This is a genomic window from Arthrobacter sp. AG367, assembly GCF_007828995.1.
Taxonomy (GTDB): domain Bacteria; phylum Actinomycetota; class Actinomycetes; order Actinomycetales; family Micrococcaceae; genus Arthrobacter.
On the sequence record NZ_VIVE01000001.1, the window covers coordinates 1,027,809 to 1,042,895 of the forward strand.

General features: G+C 62.1%; 14 protein-coding genes. 6 read left to right on the plus strand and 8 right to left on the minus strand.

Translation table 11 applies throughout. The features are described 5' to 3' along the window. Positions 1–640 precede the first annotated feature (640 nt). The 3 genes from FB478_RS04825 to FB478_RS04835 all read right to left on the minus strand — a co-directional run bounded on the left by FB478_RS04825 (position 641) and on the right by FB478_RS04835 (position 4,393). Positions 641–2,074, minus strand: a complete 1,434-nt coding sequence (locus tag FB478_RS04825; RefSeq protein WP_144599834.1) for an MFS transporter — start codon at positions 2,072–2,074, stop codon at positions 641–643. 262 nt (positions 2,075–2,336) lie between these two features. After that, a complete protein-coding gene (locus FB478_RS21515) occupies positions 2,337–2,732 on the minus strand; it encodes a heavy-metal-associated domain-containing protein (RefSeq protein WP_110504011.1) in 396 nt (131 codons plus the stop codon). A gap of 374 nt (positions 2,733–3,106) precedes the next feature. Beyond that, entirely contained in the window at positions 3,107–4,393 is a 1,287-nt protein-coding gene (locus FB478_RS04835) for an MFS transporter (protein ID WP_056387753.1), read from the minus strand. A 241-nt stretch (positions 4,394–4,634) separates the two neighbouring features. On the opposite strand from FB478_RS04835, the gene FB478_RS04840 reads away from it, so the two are divergent. From FB478_RS04840 to FB478_RS04865, 6 genes are all read left to right on the plus strand, one after another. Further along, positions 4,635–7,091, plus strand: coding sequence for a glycoside hydrolase family 3 C-terminal domain-containing protein (locus FB478_RS04840; RefSeq protein WP_056387762.1), 2,457 nt, complete (start codon positions 4,635–4,637; stop codon positions 7,089–7,091). 3 nt (positions 7,092–7,094) lie between these two features. Further along, positions 7,095–7,736, plus strand: a complete 642-nt coding sequence (locus tag FB478_RS04845; protein WP_056387765.1) for a TetR/AcrR family transcriptional regulator — start codon at positions 7,095–7,097, stop codon at positions 7,734–7,736. Positions 7,737–7,833: 97 nt separating this feature from the next. Further along, positions 7,834–8,277, plus strand: coding sequence for a pyridoxamine 5'-phosphate oxidase family protein (locus FB478_RS04850; RefSeq protein ID WP_082581628.1), 444 nt, complete (start codon positions 7,834–7,836; stop codon positions 8,275–8,277). Beyond that, a complete protein-coding gene (locus FB478_RS04855) occupies positions 8,270–8,635 on the plus strand; it encodes a YidH family protein (protein ID WP_056387771.1) in 366 nt (121 codons plus the stop codon). The genes FB478_RS04850 and FB478_RS04855 overlap by 8 nt, the downstream gene beginning before the upstream one ends. Beyond that, a complete protein-coding gene (locus tag FB478_RS04860; protein WP_056387774.1) occupies positions 8,632–8,970 on the plus strand; it encodes a DUF202 domain-containing protein in 339 nt (112 codons plus the stop codon). The genes FB478_RS04855 and FB478_RS04860 overlap by 4 nt, the downstream gene beginning before the upstream one ends. 168 nt (positions 8,971–9,138) lie before the next feature. Beyond that, the gene (locus tag FB478_RS04865; protein ID WP_056387777.1) at positions 9,139–9,534 is read left to right on the plus strand and encodes a hypothetical protein; all 396 of its coding nucleotides are present in this window, start codon (positions 9,139–9,141) and stop codon (positions 9,532–9,534) included. Positions 9,535–9,732: 198 nt separating this feature from the next. Here the strand turns inward: FB478_RS04865 and FB478_RS04870 are convergent, their stop codons facing one another. The 5 genes from FB478_RS04870 to FB478_RS04890 all read right to left on the minus strand — a co-directional run bounded on the left by FB478_RS04870 (position 9,733) and on the right by FB478_RS04890 (position 14,961). Then, the gene (locus FB478_RS04870; protein WP_056387780.1) at positions 9,733–11,889 is read right to left on the minus strand and encodes a glycogen debranching N-terminal domain-containing protein; all 2,157 of its coding nucleotides are present in this window, start codon (positions 11,887–11,889) and stop codon (positions 9,733–9,735) included. Positions 11,890–12,121: 232 nt separating this feature from the next. Then, on the minus strand, positions 12,122–12,847 hold the full coding sequence (locus FB478_RS04875; RefSeq protein WP_056387782.1) for a helix-turn-helix domain-containing protein: 726 nt from the start codon (positions 12,845–12,847) through the stop codon (positions 12,122–12,124). A 191-nt stretch (positions 12,848–13,038) separates the two neighbouring features. After that, complete coding sequence (locus tag FB478_RS04880; RefSeq protein ID WP_110504009.1) at positions 13,039–13,818, minus strand: MBL fold metallo-hydrolase; 780 nt, start codon at positions 13,816–13,818, stop codon at positions 13,039–13,041. Between the two features lie 36 nt (positions 13,819–13,854). Then, a complete protein-coding gene (locus tag FB478_RS04885) occupies positions 13,855–14,277 on the minus strand; it encodes a PAS domain S-box protein (RefSeq protein WP_056387787.1) in 423 nt (140 codons plus the stop codon). A gap of 201 nt (positions 14,278–14,478) precedes the next feature. Next, positions 14,479–14,961, minus strand: a complete 483-nt coding sequence (locus FB478_RS04890) for an Lrp/AsnC family transcriptional regulator (protein ID WP_056387789.1) — start codon at positions 14,959–14,961, stop codon at positions 14,479–14,481. Positions 14,962–15,087 lie beyond the last annotated feature (126 nt).

The following is a 15,087-nucleotide window of genomic DNA, read 5'->3' on the forward strand; positions in this document are numbered from 1 at the left end:
CGTTCGTCTTCGAGAACTGCGCGCTGCATGGCAGGCGGTCCCAAGACCACTCATGAGCACCCAGACTCCGAGGGCGACGGCCGCTGATCACTCGTTCCAGGACGTCTCCGGCGACCGTGTCGACACCAGATAAGCCTGGTATACGAGTGCATCATCATATCTATGGTTAAGAGCAATGACCCGGAGGTGCAGGAAAGCGTAAAGACCATGTGTGCGCGCCCTGCTGACACCGAAATTCTGGCTGATTTGTGGACGGTAGCCAGGATCGGTCCGACCAACTCTGGGGTTCTCGTGGGTACCTGAAGACCTACAAATTCCGATGGCATGTCCTCCAGAATGGGGATACACCAGGGCTAGGCTGGCGGAACAAAGTCGGATTGGGGGATCCCCTGAAGCGCAGAACCGGGTTGTTAGCGGCCAGGAAAACTGCCCATAGGGGCGGGGAAGCCCGGGCCAACCGCCGCTTCGAAGCGTTCCGCGAGGTCCGCCGGCTATTGAACGGTGACCCGGTGGTATCTAGGCGAGGCTCTAGCTGCGCTTTTCGAGCGGACGATACCTGTCACCAAGCATGCGCGCCCCGGCACCGGGGCGCGCATGCTGTACCTTCTCGTCGCCGGAGACAGTCCCTGTCCGGGTCCGCCTAATGAATTCCGGCCGCAGCGGGGGCGTTGGCCTGTGCCGCGGTTCGGGAAGGCAAGGTAGCTGCAGCCAGTATTCCTGCAGCCACCAGCAGCCCAGCCGCGACGGCAAGTGCGCTGCCGTATCCGGCGACCAGTTGGCCTGCCTCGGTGACGGCCGAATGCTGGCTGCTGTTGCTGACCGTTGCAGCAACGCCTGCCAAAACGGCCAGTCCGAGGGCAACGCCGATTTGCTGGGCCGAGTTCAGCAGCGCAGAGGCAATTCCGGCCTCCGTTTCCTTCGTGTAATATACGGCGGCCTGGGTCAGGGCGATAATGCCGAGGCCGAACCCAAGGGCGAGGATGAACATGGCCGGTGCCAGGTACAGCCAGTAGTTCGTGTTTACCTGGATGAAGGAGAACCAGAAGGCAGCCCCGGCACTGAGCAGTGCCCCCGCTGCTGCGATGAGGCGCGCGGCCATCTTCAGCAGCAGCTTAGGCGCGGCCCCTGCCCCGAGCACCAGCCCTGCCGCGAACGGCAGCCAGCTGGCACCGGTCCGCAGAGGGCTGTAATGCTGAACCTGCTGGAGATAAAGGGTGATCACGTAGAAGCTGCCCATGGGACCAATGGCGAGCAGCAGCATGGAGGCGTATGCGCCAGCGCGGCCACGGTCCCGGAACAGCCCCAGTGGGACCAGCGGCGTGCTGCTGCGGGATTGCAGGGCGATAAAGGCAGCCAGCAGCAGGGCTGCAGCGGCTACCAGACCAAGGCCCAGAGGATCCGCGAAACCCTCCTCGCCAAAGCGGGTAATTGCGTACACCAGGGCGACCATGCCGCTGGTTCCCAATACGGCGCCCCTGACATCGAGACTCCCGGCGCGCCGTCCTGCGCTCACCAAGGTCCGGCTGCCCAGGAGCACGAGGATGGCGATGGGTACGTTGATGAAAAAGACCCACCGCCAGCCGAGGGTGTCGGTCAGGACGCCACCAAGAAGCAATCCCACCACAATTCCGAGAGCGGACATCGCGCCGTACAGCGACAGGGCTGCATCACGGGTCTTGCGTTCGGAGAAGGTTGTCGCAATGAGGGCCAGGGTGTTGGGCGCAACCAGTGCTGCTCCCAGTCCCTGAATCGCGCGAGCAGCGATGAGCGTATCGCTGTTGGGACTGAGGCCACCGGCCAGGGAAGCCACAACAAAGAGGGTGAGGCCTGCCTGCAGGATGCGGCGCCGGCCGTAGAGGTCGCCAAGCCGGCCGCCCAGGAGCAGCAGAGCGCCAAATGCGAGGATATATGCATTCACAATCCAGGGTAGATGCACGGCGCTCACCCGGAGTTCCTGCTGGATGCTTGGCAACGCGATGTTCACAATGGAGTCATCGAGCACCAACATCAGCTGGGCGGTCGCGATCACCAGCAGCGGTACCAATCCGCGCTGCTGGCCTGGCTTTCCGGTCATAACATCTCCTCTTAGATTGGCGGGCAGCGGCCCGCAGAAGCTTTGGAAACCCCGAGGGGGCATCACTCTGTTGAATTTGGGGCGTCGCCAACAGGACCCCGCGAAAGTCGAATCCTCCCCGTTGCCGGTTCAGTCCGTTTGTGGTGGACCTGCCGGGGGAATCGTTCGCTGCTGGCTGCACGTGCCCTTCCTCGCGTCTCCTTTTTCGGGAGGGGCGCCGGATTTGAGTGCAACCAGCAGGGGCTCGGGAAGTTGCAGGGGCTCAGTCGCCTACAACTGTGTAATCGGCGGACATGACGGCCTGACGCACAGCGGCTCCGGCGGCCTTACCACCTACAAGGAGGTGGGAAGGGCCGCCGGGAACGAGCTCAATAGCCACAGACTCCACGCCCTCAAGGGCTGAGACGGCCTTCTCAACAGTGCGGGCGCAGTGCCCGCAGGTTAGGCCCTCGAGAGTGAGCTCAGCAGCAGCCGGGGTGAAGGCGGGTGGCGAAAAGGGTTCTGATGAGCAGCAACTGCACGCCGCGCCCGATGGGGCCAGGAGCAGTTGAGTGCGGTTTGCAGATTCAAACATGCCAGTTTCCATTCCTTGACGAAGCATCAATGGCGCTGGGGTTGACGGGCTGTGAGGGGCGGTGCAGGGCACACGCCGGGACATACCATGTCACTGACAACAGTTGAAAGCATACCCCCCAGGGGTATAGGAAGCAAAGTGTGGCCCGGCTGGAACGGCCCTCCGTAACGACGCCAACAGAGGCTCGGTCAGCGTCGCCACAGCGCCAATCTTCGCTTTGTGTCATGGTCCACCGTGTGCACGATGGACAACCTTCGGATGGTCCGCCGGTCAGGCCTCGATGAGAGATGGTTTTACGGATCTTTCGGGTGCCGGCACGATTCCTCAACACACCGGTTATGACGAAGCGCCCGGCTGGCTTTCCCAGCCGGGCGCTTGCCCATTCCTTAGTTCATCGAAGAAGGTCCCCCTGCTTCGGCACATCTGACCCGATGCGGGGGCCAGTCATAAGGACAGTGTCACCGTACTTTCTTCACGGGGAGGATCGTCAGTGCCCCCAACAGGGCGATCCCGGCCGCTACGGCGAGCAGGAGGTCGTAACGGCCACCACCCATGGTAACCAGGGCTGCCGAGACCGCCGGGGCGAGTGTCTGCGGACCTGTCATGGCGATGTTGAATACGCCGAGGTCCTTCGCTGTGTCATCAGGATTCGGAAGGACATCGATGACGAGGGCGAGGTCAACAGCGATGTAGATGCCAAAGCCAATGCCGATGACCAGTTCCGCCCAGTAGAACCCACTGGTGGAGTCGGCCGCAGTGAGCATCCAGGTGCCGATGCCGAAGATTATGGCCGAGGTCCAAATGAAGACTTTCCGCCGCCCTAGCCTGTCGGAGATCCATCCGGCAATCTGGCCGGCCGTAACCAAGGCGAGCGTGTAGATGAGAACGCCGGTTGCCAGTGCGCCGGCCGCATCCTGTTTGGACAGGCCCAGATCCTGCTGTAGGTACAGGAGGCGGAAGGTGACGAACATAAACATCGCCAGGACGACGAGGAAGCGGGAGACCCAGGCGAACGCGAAGTCGGGGTTCTTGCGGGGGTTTACCCAGAAGGTCTTCAGGGCGGTCCGCAACCCGCCTTCTGAGGCAGGGCGGCGCTCCATTGGCCGGTCCGGCAGTACGAAGGCGAAGACAAGGACCAGCACCAGGGCGAGGACGCCGGGGACCAGGAAGAGTAGGAGCATGTTCTGCCCGAAAAGGCTTGCCGAATAGGCTGCGCCGAGGGAGGCTGCCTGGGAAGCAATGCCGATCATGCCGCTTACTTTGCCTCGCTGCCACTGGGGTACCTGGTCTGCCAGGGTCGCCGTATGTGCAGCGACCGCCGCGTTGCCGAGAGCCTGCGCGAAGAACCAGCCGATGCCCAGCACTACGGCATTCGGGGCCGTGGCGATGACGGCCAGGCATGCCAGGAGTCCCAAAGCTCCGGCAACCAGCCAGGGACGGCGGCGGCCGAAACGTCCGACGGTGCGGTCGCTAAGGCGGCCAAAAACGGGGTCGAAGAGGAGGGCTGCGAACGCGCCCATGGAGATGACGGTGCCCAGTGTGGCGGCAACGTCCGGTCCCGGAACCAGAGACTGCACCTTGAGTGTCATGCCGGCGACGATGGGCATAAAAAGGGCAATCATCAGTCCCAGCCGCGCGAGCACCATCGTTGTGATGACACTGGCCTGGGCCTTTTCGACGGGGACGGGAGCGTAGGACAACGAGTTGGGCGCTTCGGGTCCTGCAGCAGAATCAGACACAACCATGGGTCTCATTGCTTTCTATTGGGAGAGGGGAGGCGGGCCAGACGTAGCCCGTGTGATAGGAACCACAGTACCGCAGACCGACCGAGTATGCGGTCGGTTTATCAAATCGTTACTTTTTCGTCGCGCAAAGCTTGTGTTACCGACCGTGTAGTCGGTCGGCGTGCTATCGTTGTGATTCGAAGCACAACAGAAGGGGCACCAGTCCCGAAATTCGCCACTTTCCTGACGAAGGAGTCTTCCGATGAGCGTTCCTGCCACTGATCTTCCTGTCGTGTCCGGCGTGCAGTCGGACTTCATAGATGAAGCGGTGCAGTCCCTTGACCTGACAGGAAAGATCCGGCTGCTTTCCGGTGCAAAGATGTTCAGCCTCTGGGGTGATGCTTCCATTGGCTTGGACGAGATTGTCATGTCTGATGGCCCGACCGGTGTGCGTGGTGAAGAAGTTGTCGGTGGTCGCGAGAGCTGCCTGCTGCCGAACGCCACACTGCTGGCGCAGACGTGGAACTCTGGCGTGCTCGACGAGGTCGGCGCACTTCTGGCAGAGGAAGCCATGGACCAGCAGACCCACATCGTCCTGGGCCCCACGATCAACCTCCACCGCACTCCCCTGGGTGGTCGCCTCTTCGAGTGCTTCAGTGAGGACCCGTACCTCACCGGTGTCCTCGCGGCCGCCTATGTCCGCTCCCTCCAGAGCCGGGGCATCGGAGCGTCCCCGAAACATTTCCTCGCCAACGAATCCGAAATACAGCGCACCACTGTTGACTGCGTCGTTGACGAACAGACCCTGCGGGAGCTTTACCTGCTGCCGTTCGAAATCGTGAATCACGACGCGCAGCCGTGGACCGTGATGGCCTCCTACAACGGCGTAAACGGCGTCACCGCCACGGAGCACGATGAGCTCCTCAATGACATTCTGAAAAAAGAGTGGGGCTTTGACGGGCTTGTCATGTCCGACTGGTTCGCCACAAAGACGGCCGCGGAAAGCGCGAACGCCGGCCTGGACCTGGTGATGCCCGGGCCCGAAACGGTCTGGAGCACATCCCTGGAGAAAGCCGTGCGTTCCGGCGACGTCCCCGAAGAAGCCATCGATGACCACGTTCGCCGGTTACTGATTCTTGCCGCCCGGGTCGGCGCCTTCGGCACACGGCGTGACTGGCCCGCTGACATTGCCCGGCCCGACAGCGGAGTCCGCCGCGAACAGCTGCGAAGGATCGCTGCCCAGGGCATGGCAGTGCTCAAGAATGACAACGCCACCCTTCCGCTCGCCAACGAAACGGGGACCGTGGCCGTGATCGGTCGCCACGCTACTGACACCGTCGCCCAGGGCGGCGGCTCCGCCCGGGTCCGCCCGCCGCACATTGTGAGCATCGCAGATGGCCTTACGTCCGCGCTCGGCCCGGGGGCCACGATCGTGGACGGGGTGGAAACCAGGACGCGAATGGTGGCCGCGCCTGCCTCGACTGTGCGCGATCCCGAAAACGGCACTCCCGGGATGCGGGTCCGCGCTCTCGACGAGCAGGGCAACGTCATTGAGTCCCGCCACTTTGACGTAGCCGAACTTGAAGTAGCTGACGATGGTTGGCTCGCAAATGCGGTCAGGATCGAGCTCTCGGCCGACGTCGCCATGTCGTCACCGGCCCGGATGCGCGTCGGCGTGATCGGACCCGGCCAATGGACCGTGACGGCGCCCGGCCACCACGAGACGTTCGCCGTAACCCCGCATGATGGTCCCGGCGGCGGCCTTCACCGGCCCAAGAGCCACGTCGCAGTGGTGCCCTTGGAAGCCGGCGCCAGGATTACCGCCACCACCGGGCCCCACTTCGAAATGAGAATCATCGGGCTCGTCGTCACAGCGGCCGCCCGCCCCGCCGCCGCCGCGATCCGTGAGGCCGTGGTGGCAGCGGCATCGGCTGACACTGCCATTGTCGTCGTCGGCAACACCCAGGAACAGGAAACCGAAGGCCAGGACAAGAAAACGCTGGCATTGCCCGGCGACCAGGACGCCCTCGTGGCCGCCGTCGCCGCCGTCGCACGGCGTACTGTCGTCATCGTGAACGCCGCCACACCGGTCCTCATGCCCTGGCTTGATAATGTCGACGCCGTGCTCTTCGCCGGGCTCCCCGGGCAGGAAGCAGGAGACGCAGTCGCTGCAGCGCTGACCGGTGACATCGAACCGTCGGGGCGACTCGTTACCACCTTCCCCGCCCGTGACGGCGAAGGGCCGGCCTGGGGGACCATGCCCACCGACGGGCGTCTCGAGTACGCGGAAGGGCCGCGAGTAGGCTACCGAGGATGGCACCAATCCGGGACACAGCCCTTGTTCTGGTTCGGCCACGGCCTCGGCTACACTTCCTGGGACTACACCTCAGCGCACATCACCGGGCAGGACGGGACGGGGGTTAAAGCCGTTGCCGTGGCCCTGACCAACACAGGTCAGCGTTCCGGCAGGGAAACCGTGCAGGTCTACCGCGTCCCCGCCGGCGAGGATCAGCCTGCACGTCTTATCGGATGGGCACAGGTTTCCCTCGATCCCGGGCAGAGCGCTACTGTTCAGGTTGAGTGTGATCTCCGAACCCAGCGGATCTGGGACGTGGAAGAACACATATGGCTGCCGCTCTCCGGCGGTTCAATCGTGATTGCGCGTGGCCTCGGCGATCCCCGCATCACGGTTCCGCTCGAAAACGGACAGGAGTCCTAAGGCATGTCTTACCCACCCGGCTACCGCATTGAACGCGAGCGGAACCGCACGGAAAAGGCCGGCGACATCGCCCGGGCCAAGGCCATCCAGGCGGCGATTGAGCTGTTCTCGACCAGCGGGTACAACAAGTCCTCCATCGCCGAGGTAGCACTCCGGACCGGGCTGTCCCAGTCAGGCCTCCTCCACCATTTCCCCAACAAGACCGCCCTGCTCACTGCGGTGCTCGAACAGCGGGAAAAGGAAGACAGCGAATTCCTCTTCGGAGAAGGCGCGGCACCCATGGGATGGGCGGCCTTCGACTCGCTCGTCGCCCTCGTTGCCCGCAACTCCACCCGGCCGGAGTGGATCGGCCTGTTCGTCCGGATCTCGGCAGAAGCCACCGAAGCCAAACACCCGGCAAACCAATGGATGCTCGATCACTACCGCAGCACCCGGGAATGGCTCACCCAAGCCATCGAGGACGGCAAGCGAACGGGCGAGATCCTCCCGGACGCCCCCGTTGAAGCCATCGTCCGCAACACCATCGCCGTGCTTGACGGGCTCCAGCAGCAATGGGTGGCCGAACCGCACAGCATGTCAATGGTCGCGGAGCTCCGGGTGTACCTTGACCAGCTTCGTGCTACCTGGGGAAACTCTCAGCAGTAACCACAGCACCTGCCAGGCCCAGTTGCCCGCCGCGCGTACCAGTCGAGCGTGCGGGGCATTCTGGCGTACCCGTTCCCACCCTGAAAGGCGCCCCCTCATGCCCGCTCTCCCCCAGCACATGTACGACTTCATCTCCCAACCCAATCCTGCAGTCATGTCCACGGTCGCCTCCGACGGGCGCCCTGTCAGCGTCCAGATCGTCTATCTCGCCGAAGATGCCGGGCACATCCTCCTGAGCATCGCTTCCGGAAATTCCCGCGGCGGCCGGCTCCAGCACCTGCGAGAAGACCCCCGCATGTCCCTCACCGTGCTCAAGAACGACGACTGGACAGAGGCCGTCACCGTTCTGGGAACCGCCGTTGAATTCTTCGACGACAAGGACCTCCAGATCATCGATGCCATGACCACCCACTACTTCGGTGCGCCCTACGCGATCCGCAACCCGCGCACGGCAGTGAGGGTCCGCATCGACGAATGGACCGAACACTCCAACGCGATGTTCCGCATCAACAAAGCCGGAGAAGGCGAGACAGTTGGCTGAGCTCAATCGCTTTCCCAAAAGAGTCTTCAGCCAGGGAGATGAACCGGACCCACGGTTCAGCCTCGCTAATGAACGCACCTTCCTGGCGTGGATCCGCACCGCACTGGCTTTACTCGCCGGCGGGGTCGCTCTCGAGGCACTGGGCCTCGGCATCCATCCCGGGTACCGGCTCTCTGCGTCCATCCTGCTGATCCTCAGCGGGATCATGTCGGCCATCCAGGCCTGGGGCGGGTGGACGAGGACGGAACAGGCCCTGCGGAAGAGTTCACCCCTTCCCCCGACGATCCTCTCGCTCCCCCTGACTGTTCTGCTGGTAGCGGTTGCGGTCCTGGTTCTGATTGGAATCGTTCTGAAGTGACCGGGCTCTTCGATCCCGGTCTCCAACCGGAGCGCACGGGTCTGGCCTGGCAACGGACCTGTCTTGCGTTCCTCGCAGGCTCCCTCGTCGCCATGAAGGTCCTTCCGCCCATCCTGGGGCCCTGGTCACTGCTGTTGGGTGTGGCGGGCGTTCTGGAGTCCGTGCTCTTACTGTTTGTGGTCCGTCGGCGATACCTCCAGCACCATCAAATTCTCACAGCCCCGGACGGGCCACCTGCCCGGGCCGCCGACGGCTTCCTTCCGGCCGCTCTTGGCGCCTCGACATTGGTTGCAGGGTTTGTTTCGCTGGCTCTGGTCCTGACAATCCGGCTTTAGGGACGTCGTCGGATATTCCGCCCTGGAGAGGGCAACTGCGTGGAACAGTGTGTTCAGTATCGGGGGCGGTACAGCTTTCGTACTTGTCCGGTCTACAGAGCAGGGCGCTGAATTGAAGCAAGGCGTCACTGCTGACGCCTTAAACCACGAAGGAGTAGACGAAGAACTATGACTACAGACCTCTCGCGCATGCAGAAGGCCAATTTTGTCGACGAGGACAATTACGAACTCATCACTATCGGGCGGATCACGAAGAGGATGGTGACCCTTGACGGGGCCAGCGCCGTTCTCGTCCGCTTTCCGGTGGGGGCATCAGTGACGGAGGATGCGGTCAAGACCGGAATTCTCGACACGGATATGTGTCCTATGCCGCATGTCGCCTACATCCTGGAAGGCAGTTTGGGGGTGCGCCAGCGTACCGGATCCGAGGAGGAATTCTCAGCCGGAGATCTTATGATGCTGCCGCCGGAGCATGAAGCATGGACCGTCGGGGACAGGGACTGCGTCTTTATCGAATTCATGCGTGGGACCAGTGACGTCTACGACTACTGGCCGGAGCACTGAGCGGGCGCGTAGGCGCCATGTGAAGTGCGGGCACGATGAGCGCTGAAGATAGCGCTCATCATGCCACGTCTCCCGTTGGGCAAGTCGCCGCGCCTAACGGGAGGCGTGCCAGAAGTCATCATCTAACTGTTCGCCGGCTTCGTCCCAGAGGGGATGGCGGCGCTGTAACATCGAGGGTGTTGACGACAGCCAGGCTGCCTACTTCCGTCGCCGGCGGTCTGCCTGTTCGACCAGTTCCGTAATCCATGGCCGATGTCCGCGTCGAAATTCCATCCACTCAGGCAGGCCCTGAATAGAGGGGCCGGACCTATCGATGTCGATGGTGATCCGGCCGCCACCAACAGGTGCGTTGGTGATGTGCAGATCACCATAGGCTTCCGGAAGCACAGGATCCATCCACAGTCCCCGACGGGAGACATGAACGTCGTACCGCATCAGGTTCGTCACCAGGAGGATCGGGGCCGTTGCTGCCCAAGCCTGGGGCGAACACGCCGTTGGATAAGGTACGGGTTCGGCGAACTGATCACGGCTGAAGCCGCAGAAGAGCTCGGGCAAGCGCCCGCCCGAGAATTCGGCGGCTTCCAATATCGCAGTGGTAATGCGCTGTGCTTCCGCCACGAAGCCGTATCGCAACAGACCGGCAGCGATGATTGCATTGTCGTGGGGCCATACCGAGCCGTTGTGATAGCTGGCCGGGTTATATGCGCCCATGTTGCTGGCCAAGGTCCGTATACCCCAGCCGCTGAACATCTCCGGAGACATAAGCCGCTCGGCAACCTGCGGAGCCTTGTCCTCGTCTACGAGTCCGTAGACCAGACAGTGGCCCATGTTGGAAGCACACGCGTCCACCTGTCGCTTCCTGCCGTCGAGTGCGATTGCATAGTACCCCCGGTCCGGCATCCAGAACTGCTCGTTAAATCTCCGCTTCAGTTCCGCCGCCCGATCGGCGAGATCATCTCCCCGTGCCGTGTCGCCCGCGTCGTATGCCATCCAGGCACGCGCGGTATACGCAGCATAGACATAGGCCTGGACTTCACAGAGCGCGATCGGGGGCTCCGCAAGTGTTCCATCGGCAAAATTGATGCCGTCCCAGGAGTCTTTCCAGCCTTGGTTTATCAGGCCCTGGTCGTTGAGCCGTTCATACTCGACGAAACCGTCGCCGTCCTTGTCCCCGTAGTGACGTATCCATTCCAGGGCGCGGTCCGCGTGGGGCAGCAAACCGGCGATAATATCCGCACCGAATCCCCACCGGCTGACGGCTCCGAGCACATCCACAAATAACGGAGTCGCGTCGACGCTCCCGTAGTAGGCTGATTTGCCTCCAAGGGCCAAACCGGCATTGAGGCTAAGCCTTACTTCGTGCAGGATCTTGCCGGGCTCCTCCTCCGTCAGTGGGTCCACGACGCTTCCTTGCCGGTCCGCCAGCGTCTGCAGCGTCCCCAAAGCCAGTGAGGGATCCACCGGTAACGCCATTTCCGAGGCCCACAGGGAATCCCGGCCAAAGAGCGTCATGAACCACGGCGCACCTGCCGCCACCACAACGCGTTCGGGATGATCCGGATCCTCGATCCGGAGGGCACCCAAGTCGTCGTAGCTCCGCCGTAACGTCCGCTCAATGGATCGGTTACCCATGCGAACGACGGGAATCCTGGCAACCCATTCCTTGCGGCGCCGGTCACTGGGGGACAACTCCTCCCCCTCAGGGTGGACAAGGGTGGCGCTCCGGCCAGAGCCTTCAACCTCAACCCGGGCACTGACGACAGCGCTCCAGTCCCCTTGCGGTGGGACAGATACCAGAAAGGTGACCCCCTCCGGCTTCACCTCTGCTCCCGGAGCCTGAATAACCACCCGTTTTCGCATGCCTTGCCAGACACCGGAAATGGTCAGCTGGTCCCCATCCACGTACCGGGTTGCGTCCCACGCACGCTGGATCCGGGCTTCCTTCACTTCAAAAAGGTCCGCGAAGTCAGCTTCAACCTCGAGGGAAATCGCGCATTCGACGGGTTTGGTTGAATAATTGCGTACGGTAAGTCGCTCCTGAATACCCGCGCCGACTTCCCGCAGGCGCTCCACGATCAGCGGGCTGTCCGCATATCCGTCGGAACGGGGAACGCGACCTGCAAACAGGGCCCGGAACGGCTCGCGCGTCTCGGCAGCCAGGGACTCAAGCGGATGACTGTTAACTGTCAGGTTCCAGCGGGACAGGAATCGGGTGTCCTGCACGAACAGGCCATGCGGGTGCTCGGGATGAATGTCGCCATTGGGCAAAGAAATGCAGAACGAGGTTTCCTCGACCAGGGTGACGGTCCCTGCCCCTACTGGGCCGGCAGCCGTGTCAGCATTCCATCCAGCCATCCTGGTTCCTCCAAGAAAGCAGCGCCGGCACAACGTGGTCTCTTAGACACGCTTGGGCGACGGCACCTCTGTTTACTTGACCCTACTCTCCCCCGGCTAAGGGGTGTAGACCCTGTTTCATATCCCTGCATGGCATCCAGAAACAGGACCCAGTGCAACGTACCTGTATAGCAGGAAGCCGGGAAAAGGCGGGCCTGTCAACCGCGGGGCACCGTATGGTGGGCGCTGACCGTTAGGAAGCTGCCCGAGGGGCGAACCAGCCGGAGAAGTCCGCAGCCCACTCTTGCGGGCCAACAAACCCGATGGAGCCCAGCTGCCGCGCCTCCTCACAGCGGCGCAGACCCCACCAGAGGTCGTAGAGCACCCGCGGGGCGACATGAACCTGAAGATCCGGGACACGTTCTGCGCGGCCGATGCTCGCGGTTGTCTTGCTGTTCTCTGTGCAGATCCAGCCATGAAGGGGAGCTCCCCTGACGTTGTCGAACTCGAACCCCAGGACAATCGACTTCCTGGGCAGGGAATCTGTCACAAGGCCGCGGCCCATGTGTTCGAGCAGCGTGCCAAGCCCTGTCCGCAGGTCATTCTCAAAGGGCGCATGCCAATGACTCGCCCAGAGGCCCAGCGACTCCAAGGTCTGCCGCAGCGCGTAGCCGACCGGCGTCAGTCTGTAGCGTCGTGAGCCGCGGGGGCCGGTTTCATCGTTGCGAACGACAAGCTCCAGCTGGACCAGGCGCTTGAGCCGCTGGGAAAGCAGTGTCCGCGAAAGGTCAGGCAGGGCCCGGGACATATCGTTGAACCCCATTTCACCGCAGAGGAGTTCGCGCACGATCAATAGGGACCAGCGGTCACCCAGCAGCCGCAGCCCTTGTGATATCGACCAATAATCGGCACTCGGGCGCCCTGCTGTTTTCGCCAGGTCGTCTTGTTCCCGGGTGAACTGCTCCGCAATGGTCGTCATCGTCCCTGAACTCCAAGCGATCCGTGAGTTGTGCTGCCACCATTCTTCCCGACCCTTCGAGGTGCTGTGTGTGCGCCACGCACATAAGTTGATGCCCGCCTGTCCGTCGCAGGCCTTCACCGGTTCTGCCTTTAAGCAAGAATCGAAGGTTGGCCGATAACCGTCCAACCTTCGATTCTGCGGTCCGTTTGCTAGAGCCGGATGTCTGCAGACTCCCCCGGTTTCAAGGCGATGAGGAGTTCGCTGAGCCCGGCATCTGCGAAAAGCTTGCTGATCTGGTCAGCATTCTGGCTGAAATGTTCCCACGAATCCTCGTGCACTGGAACGACCTTCTTGACACCCATGATCTTGGCCGCCTCCAGGGCCCGGTCATTGCTGAGGGTGATGTACGCGCCATCTGCGATCACATCGAATTTTGCGCCGCCGACGAAGAGCACAGCGATATCAATGGCTGGAAAACGATCCGCAATTTCGCGCACGATATCCAGCTCGGAGTTATCACCGCTGATGTAAATCGTCGGCATGCCCTCTGCTTCGAGGACAAAGCCAATAACGGGCCCGAGTGCGTCCCACACGCCCTCCGGGCCATGATGCGCCGGCACTGCCGTGATTTTCATCTGCCTGCCATCGGGAAGCGTAACGGTATGAGTCTCGTAGTCGCTGGTCCCGCGGACGTTGGGGCCGAAGTTCTTCGCAGCCTCCGTCGTGGTGAGGGCAAGCGGCACCATCGTCAGAAAACCCCGGCCGGCCACGTCCAGATTGTCGATGTGCTCGTGGGAGGCGAGTGCCAGGTCAACGTGGCCAAGCTCCTCGGGGGTGGCGCTGGGGGCGAGCTTCTTGATGACGGGTCCGGCGATTGGGTGGTGGTAGACCTGGGGGGAATCGAAGGTGGGGTCAGTGATCATCCGGTAGCCGGCGATCTCGAGGAGCAGGGTCGGTCCTCCAATGAGGGTTACTTTGACGTCGTCCATAATTTCAGTCCTTATCGGGTCGGTGGGGGCCGGGGTTCAGCTCTTGCTCGTCATTTGAGCCGTGATGTCTTCCGCCCCGTGCAGGACATAGACGAGCTTGCCGTCACCATCGAAAGCCGGAGCGTTCAGGGGCTGGAACCACCGGGGCTCGAAAATCCCGTCTGAGTTCTCGATGTCATACCGAACAGGCGGAAGAATATCGATCTTGCCGGTTTCGACAACACGCTCGATGGAGCTGCGCAGAATCTCTGTTCCCTTGGCGTCAGGGTTGTCCGGGTTGTCCGGAAAAGCCTCGAGGATGTCCATGCCGACGATTCCCTCGCGGCTCTTTCCCGTAGATGCAAGGAACGAGTCAGTGGCAGCGACGATCGTTCTGTCGGGGGTGACGATGATGTATTGGTTCGGCAGACTTTCGAAGATTTTCTGAAAGTCGGGGTTACGTGCATCTGAGGATGACACTTCGACTCCTTTCCCTGATGAGCGACTCTTTCGCGTCTCGTATTGCCATTGCAGCAGGTGGGGCCGTCCCGCACTAGTGCAATACATGGACTGGAAGGAGTCAGCGTCCCTGCTGTTTCGCCGACCAGGGCCTGCCGCAGATGCCGGGAAAAACGGGGATGCCCTTTGGCTTGGGCCATCGGCGGCATTTGTCCCAGATCCCTAGAGTCCGAAGGCGGTTCCGTGGCCATGCTCGAACACGAGGTTGGTCTGGGTGCCTGCGACGGCAGGATTCGATGACAGATGGTCCAGTACGAATTGACGGATGTGCTCGGTATTCCTGGCCGTGATGTGGATCAGGAAATCATCTGCACCGCCAAGAACGAAGAATTGCTTGATCTCGGGCAGGTCCCGCAACTCATTTCCGAAGGCATTCATCAGGTGCCGGGCCCCAGGCCTAAGCCGCACGCTGACCAGGGCCTGGAGGGGCAGGCCCATTGCTTCGGGTGCGACTTCGACGGTGAACCGCTTGATTACCCCCGACTCTTTGAGCGCCTTGAGGCGGGCAAGACAGGTTGACGGCGCAAGTCCGAGGGCCTCCGACAACGACTGATTGGTACGCCTTGAATTATTGGACAGCAGGCCTAGAAGCTTGTGGTCCACTTCGTCCAATGGCACCTGTTGCAGTTTCTGCGAGTCCGACACTCTGTAACGCTCCTCACAATGCAGGAATTAATCAGCTGCTTCCATTCTGCCGCAGATCCTGCGAGCAACGCGCAGCTCTCCGCATTTTCTGTCATTCTCTTCCCCACAAGCATCAATCTCGTCAGA

Excerpts from the sequence above, each read along its gene's own strand:
- FB478_RS04825 (WP_144599834.1), bottom strand. The coding sequence starts at position 2,074 with ATGACCGGAAAGCCAGGCCAGCAGCGCGGATTGGTACCGCTGCTGGTG.
- FB478_RS21515 (WP_110504011.1), bottom strand. The coding sequence starts at position 2,732 with ATGTCCCGGCGTGTGCCCTGCACCGCCCCTCACAGCCCGTCAACCCCA.
- FB478_RS04835 (WP_056387753.1), bottom strand. The coding sequence starts at position 4,393 with ATGGTTGTGTCTGATTCTGCTGCAGGACCCGAAGCGCCCAACTCGTTG.
- FB478_RS04840 (WP_056387762.1), top strand. The coding sequence starts at position 4,635 with ATGAGCGTTCCTGCCACTGATCTTCCTGTCGTGTCCGGCGTGCAGTCG.
- FB478_RS04845 (WP_056387765.1), top strand. The coding sequence starts at position 7,095 with ATGTCTTACCCACCCGGCTACCGCATTGAACGCGAGCGGAACCGCACG.
- FB478_RS04850 (WP_082581628.1), top strand. The coding sequence starts at position 7,834 with ATGCCCGCTCTCCCCCAGCACATGTACGACTTCATCTCCCAACCCAAT.
- FB478_RS04865 (WP_056387777.1), top strand. The coding sequence starts at position 9,139 with ATGACTACAGACCTCTCGCGCATGCAGAAGGCCAATTTTGTCGACGAG.
- FB478_RS04870 (WP_056387780.1), bottom strand. The coding sequence starts at position 11,889 with ATGGCTGGATGGAATGCTGACACGGCTGCCGGCCCAGTAGGGGCAGGG.
- FB478_RS04875 (WP_056387782.1), bottom strand. The coding sequence starts at position 12,847 with ATGACGACCATTGCGGAGCAGTTCACCCGGGAACAAGACGACCTGGCG.
- FB478_RS04880 (WP_110504009.1), bottom strand. The coding sequence starts at position 13,818 with ATGGACGACGTCAAAGTAACCCTCATTGGAGGACCGACCCTGCTCCTC.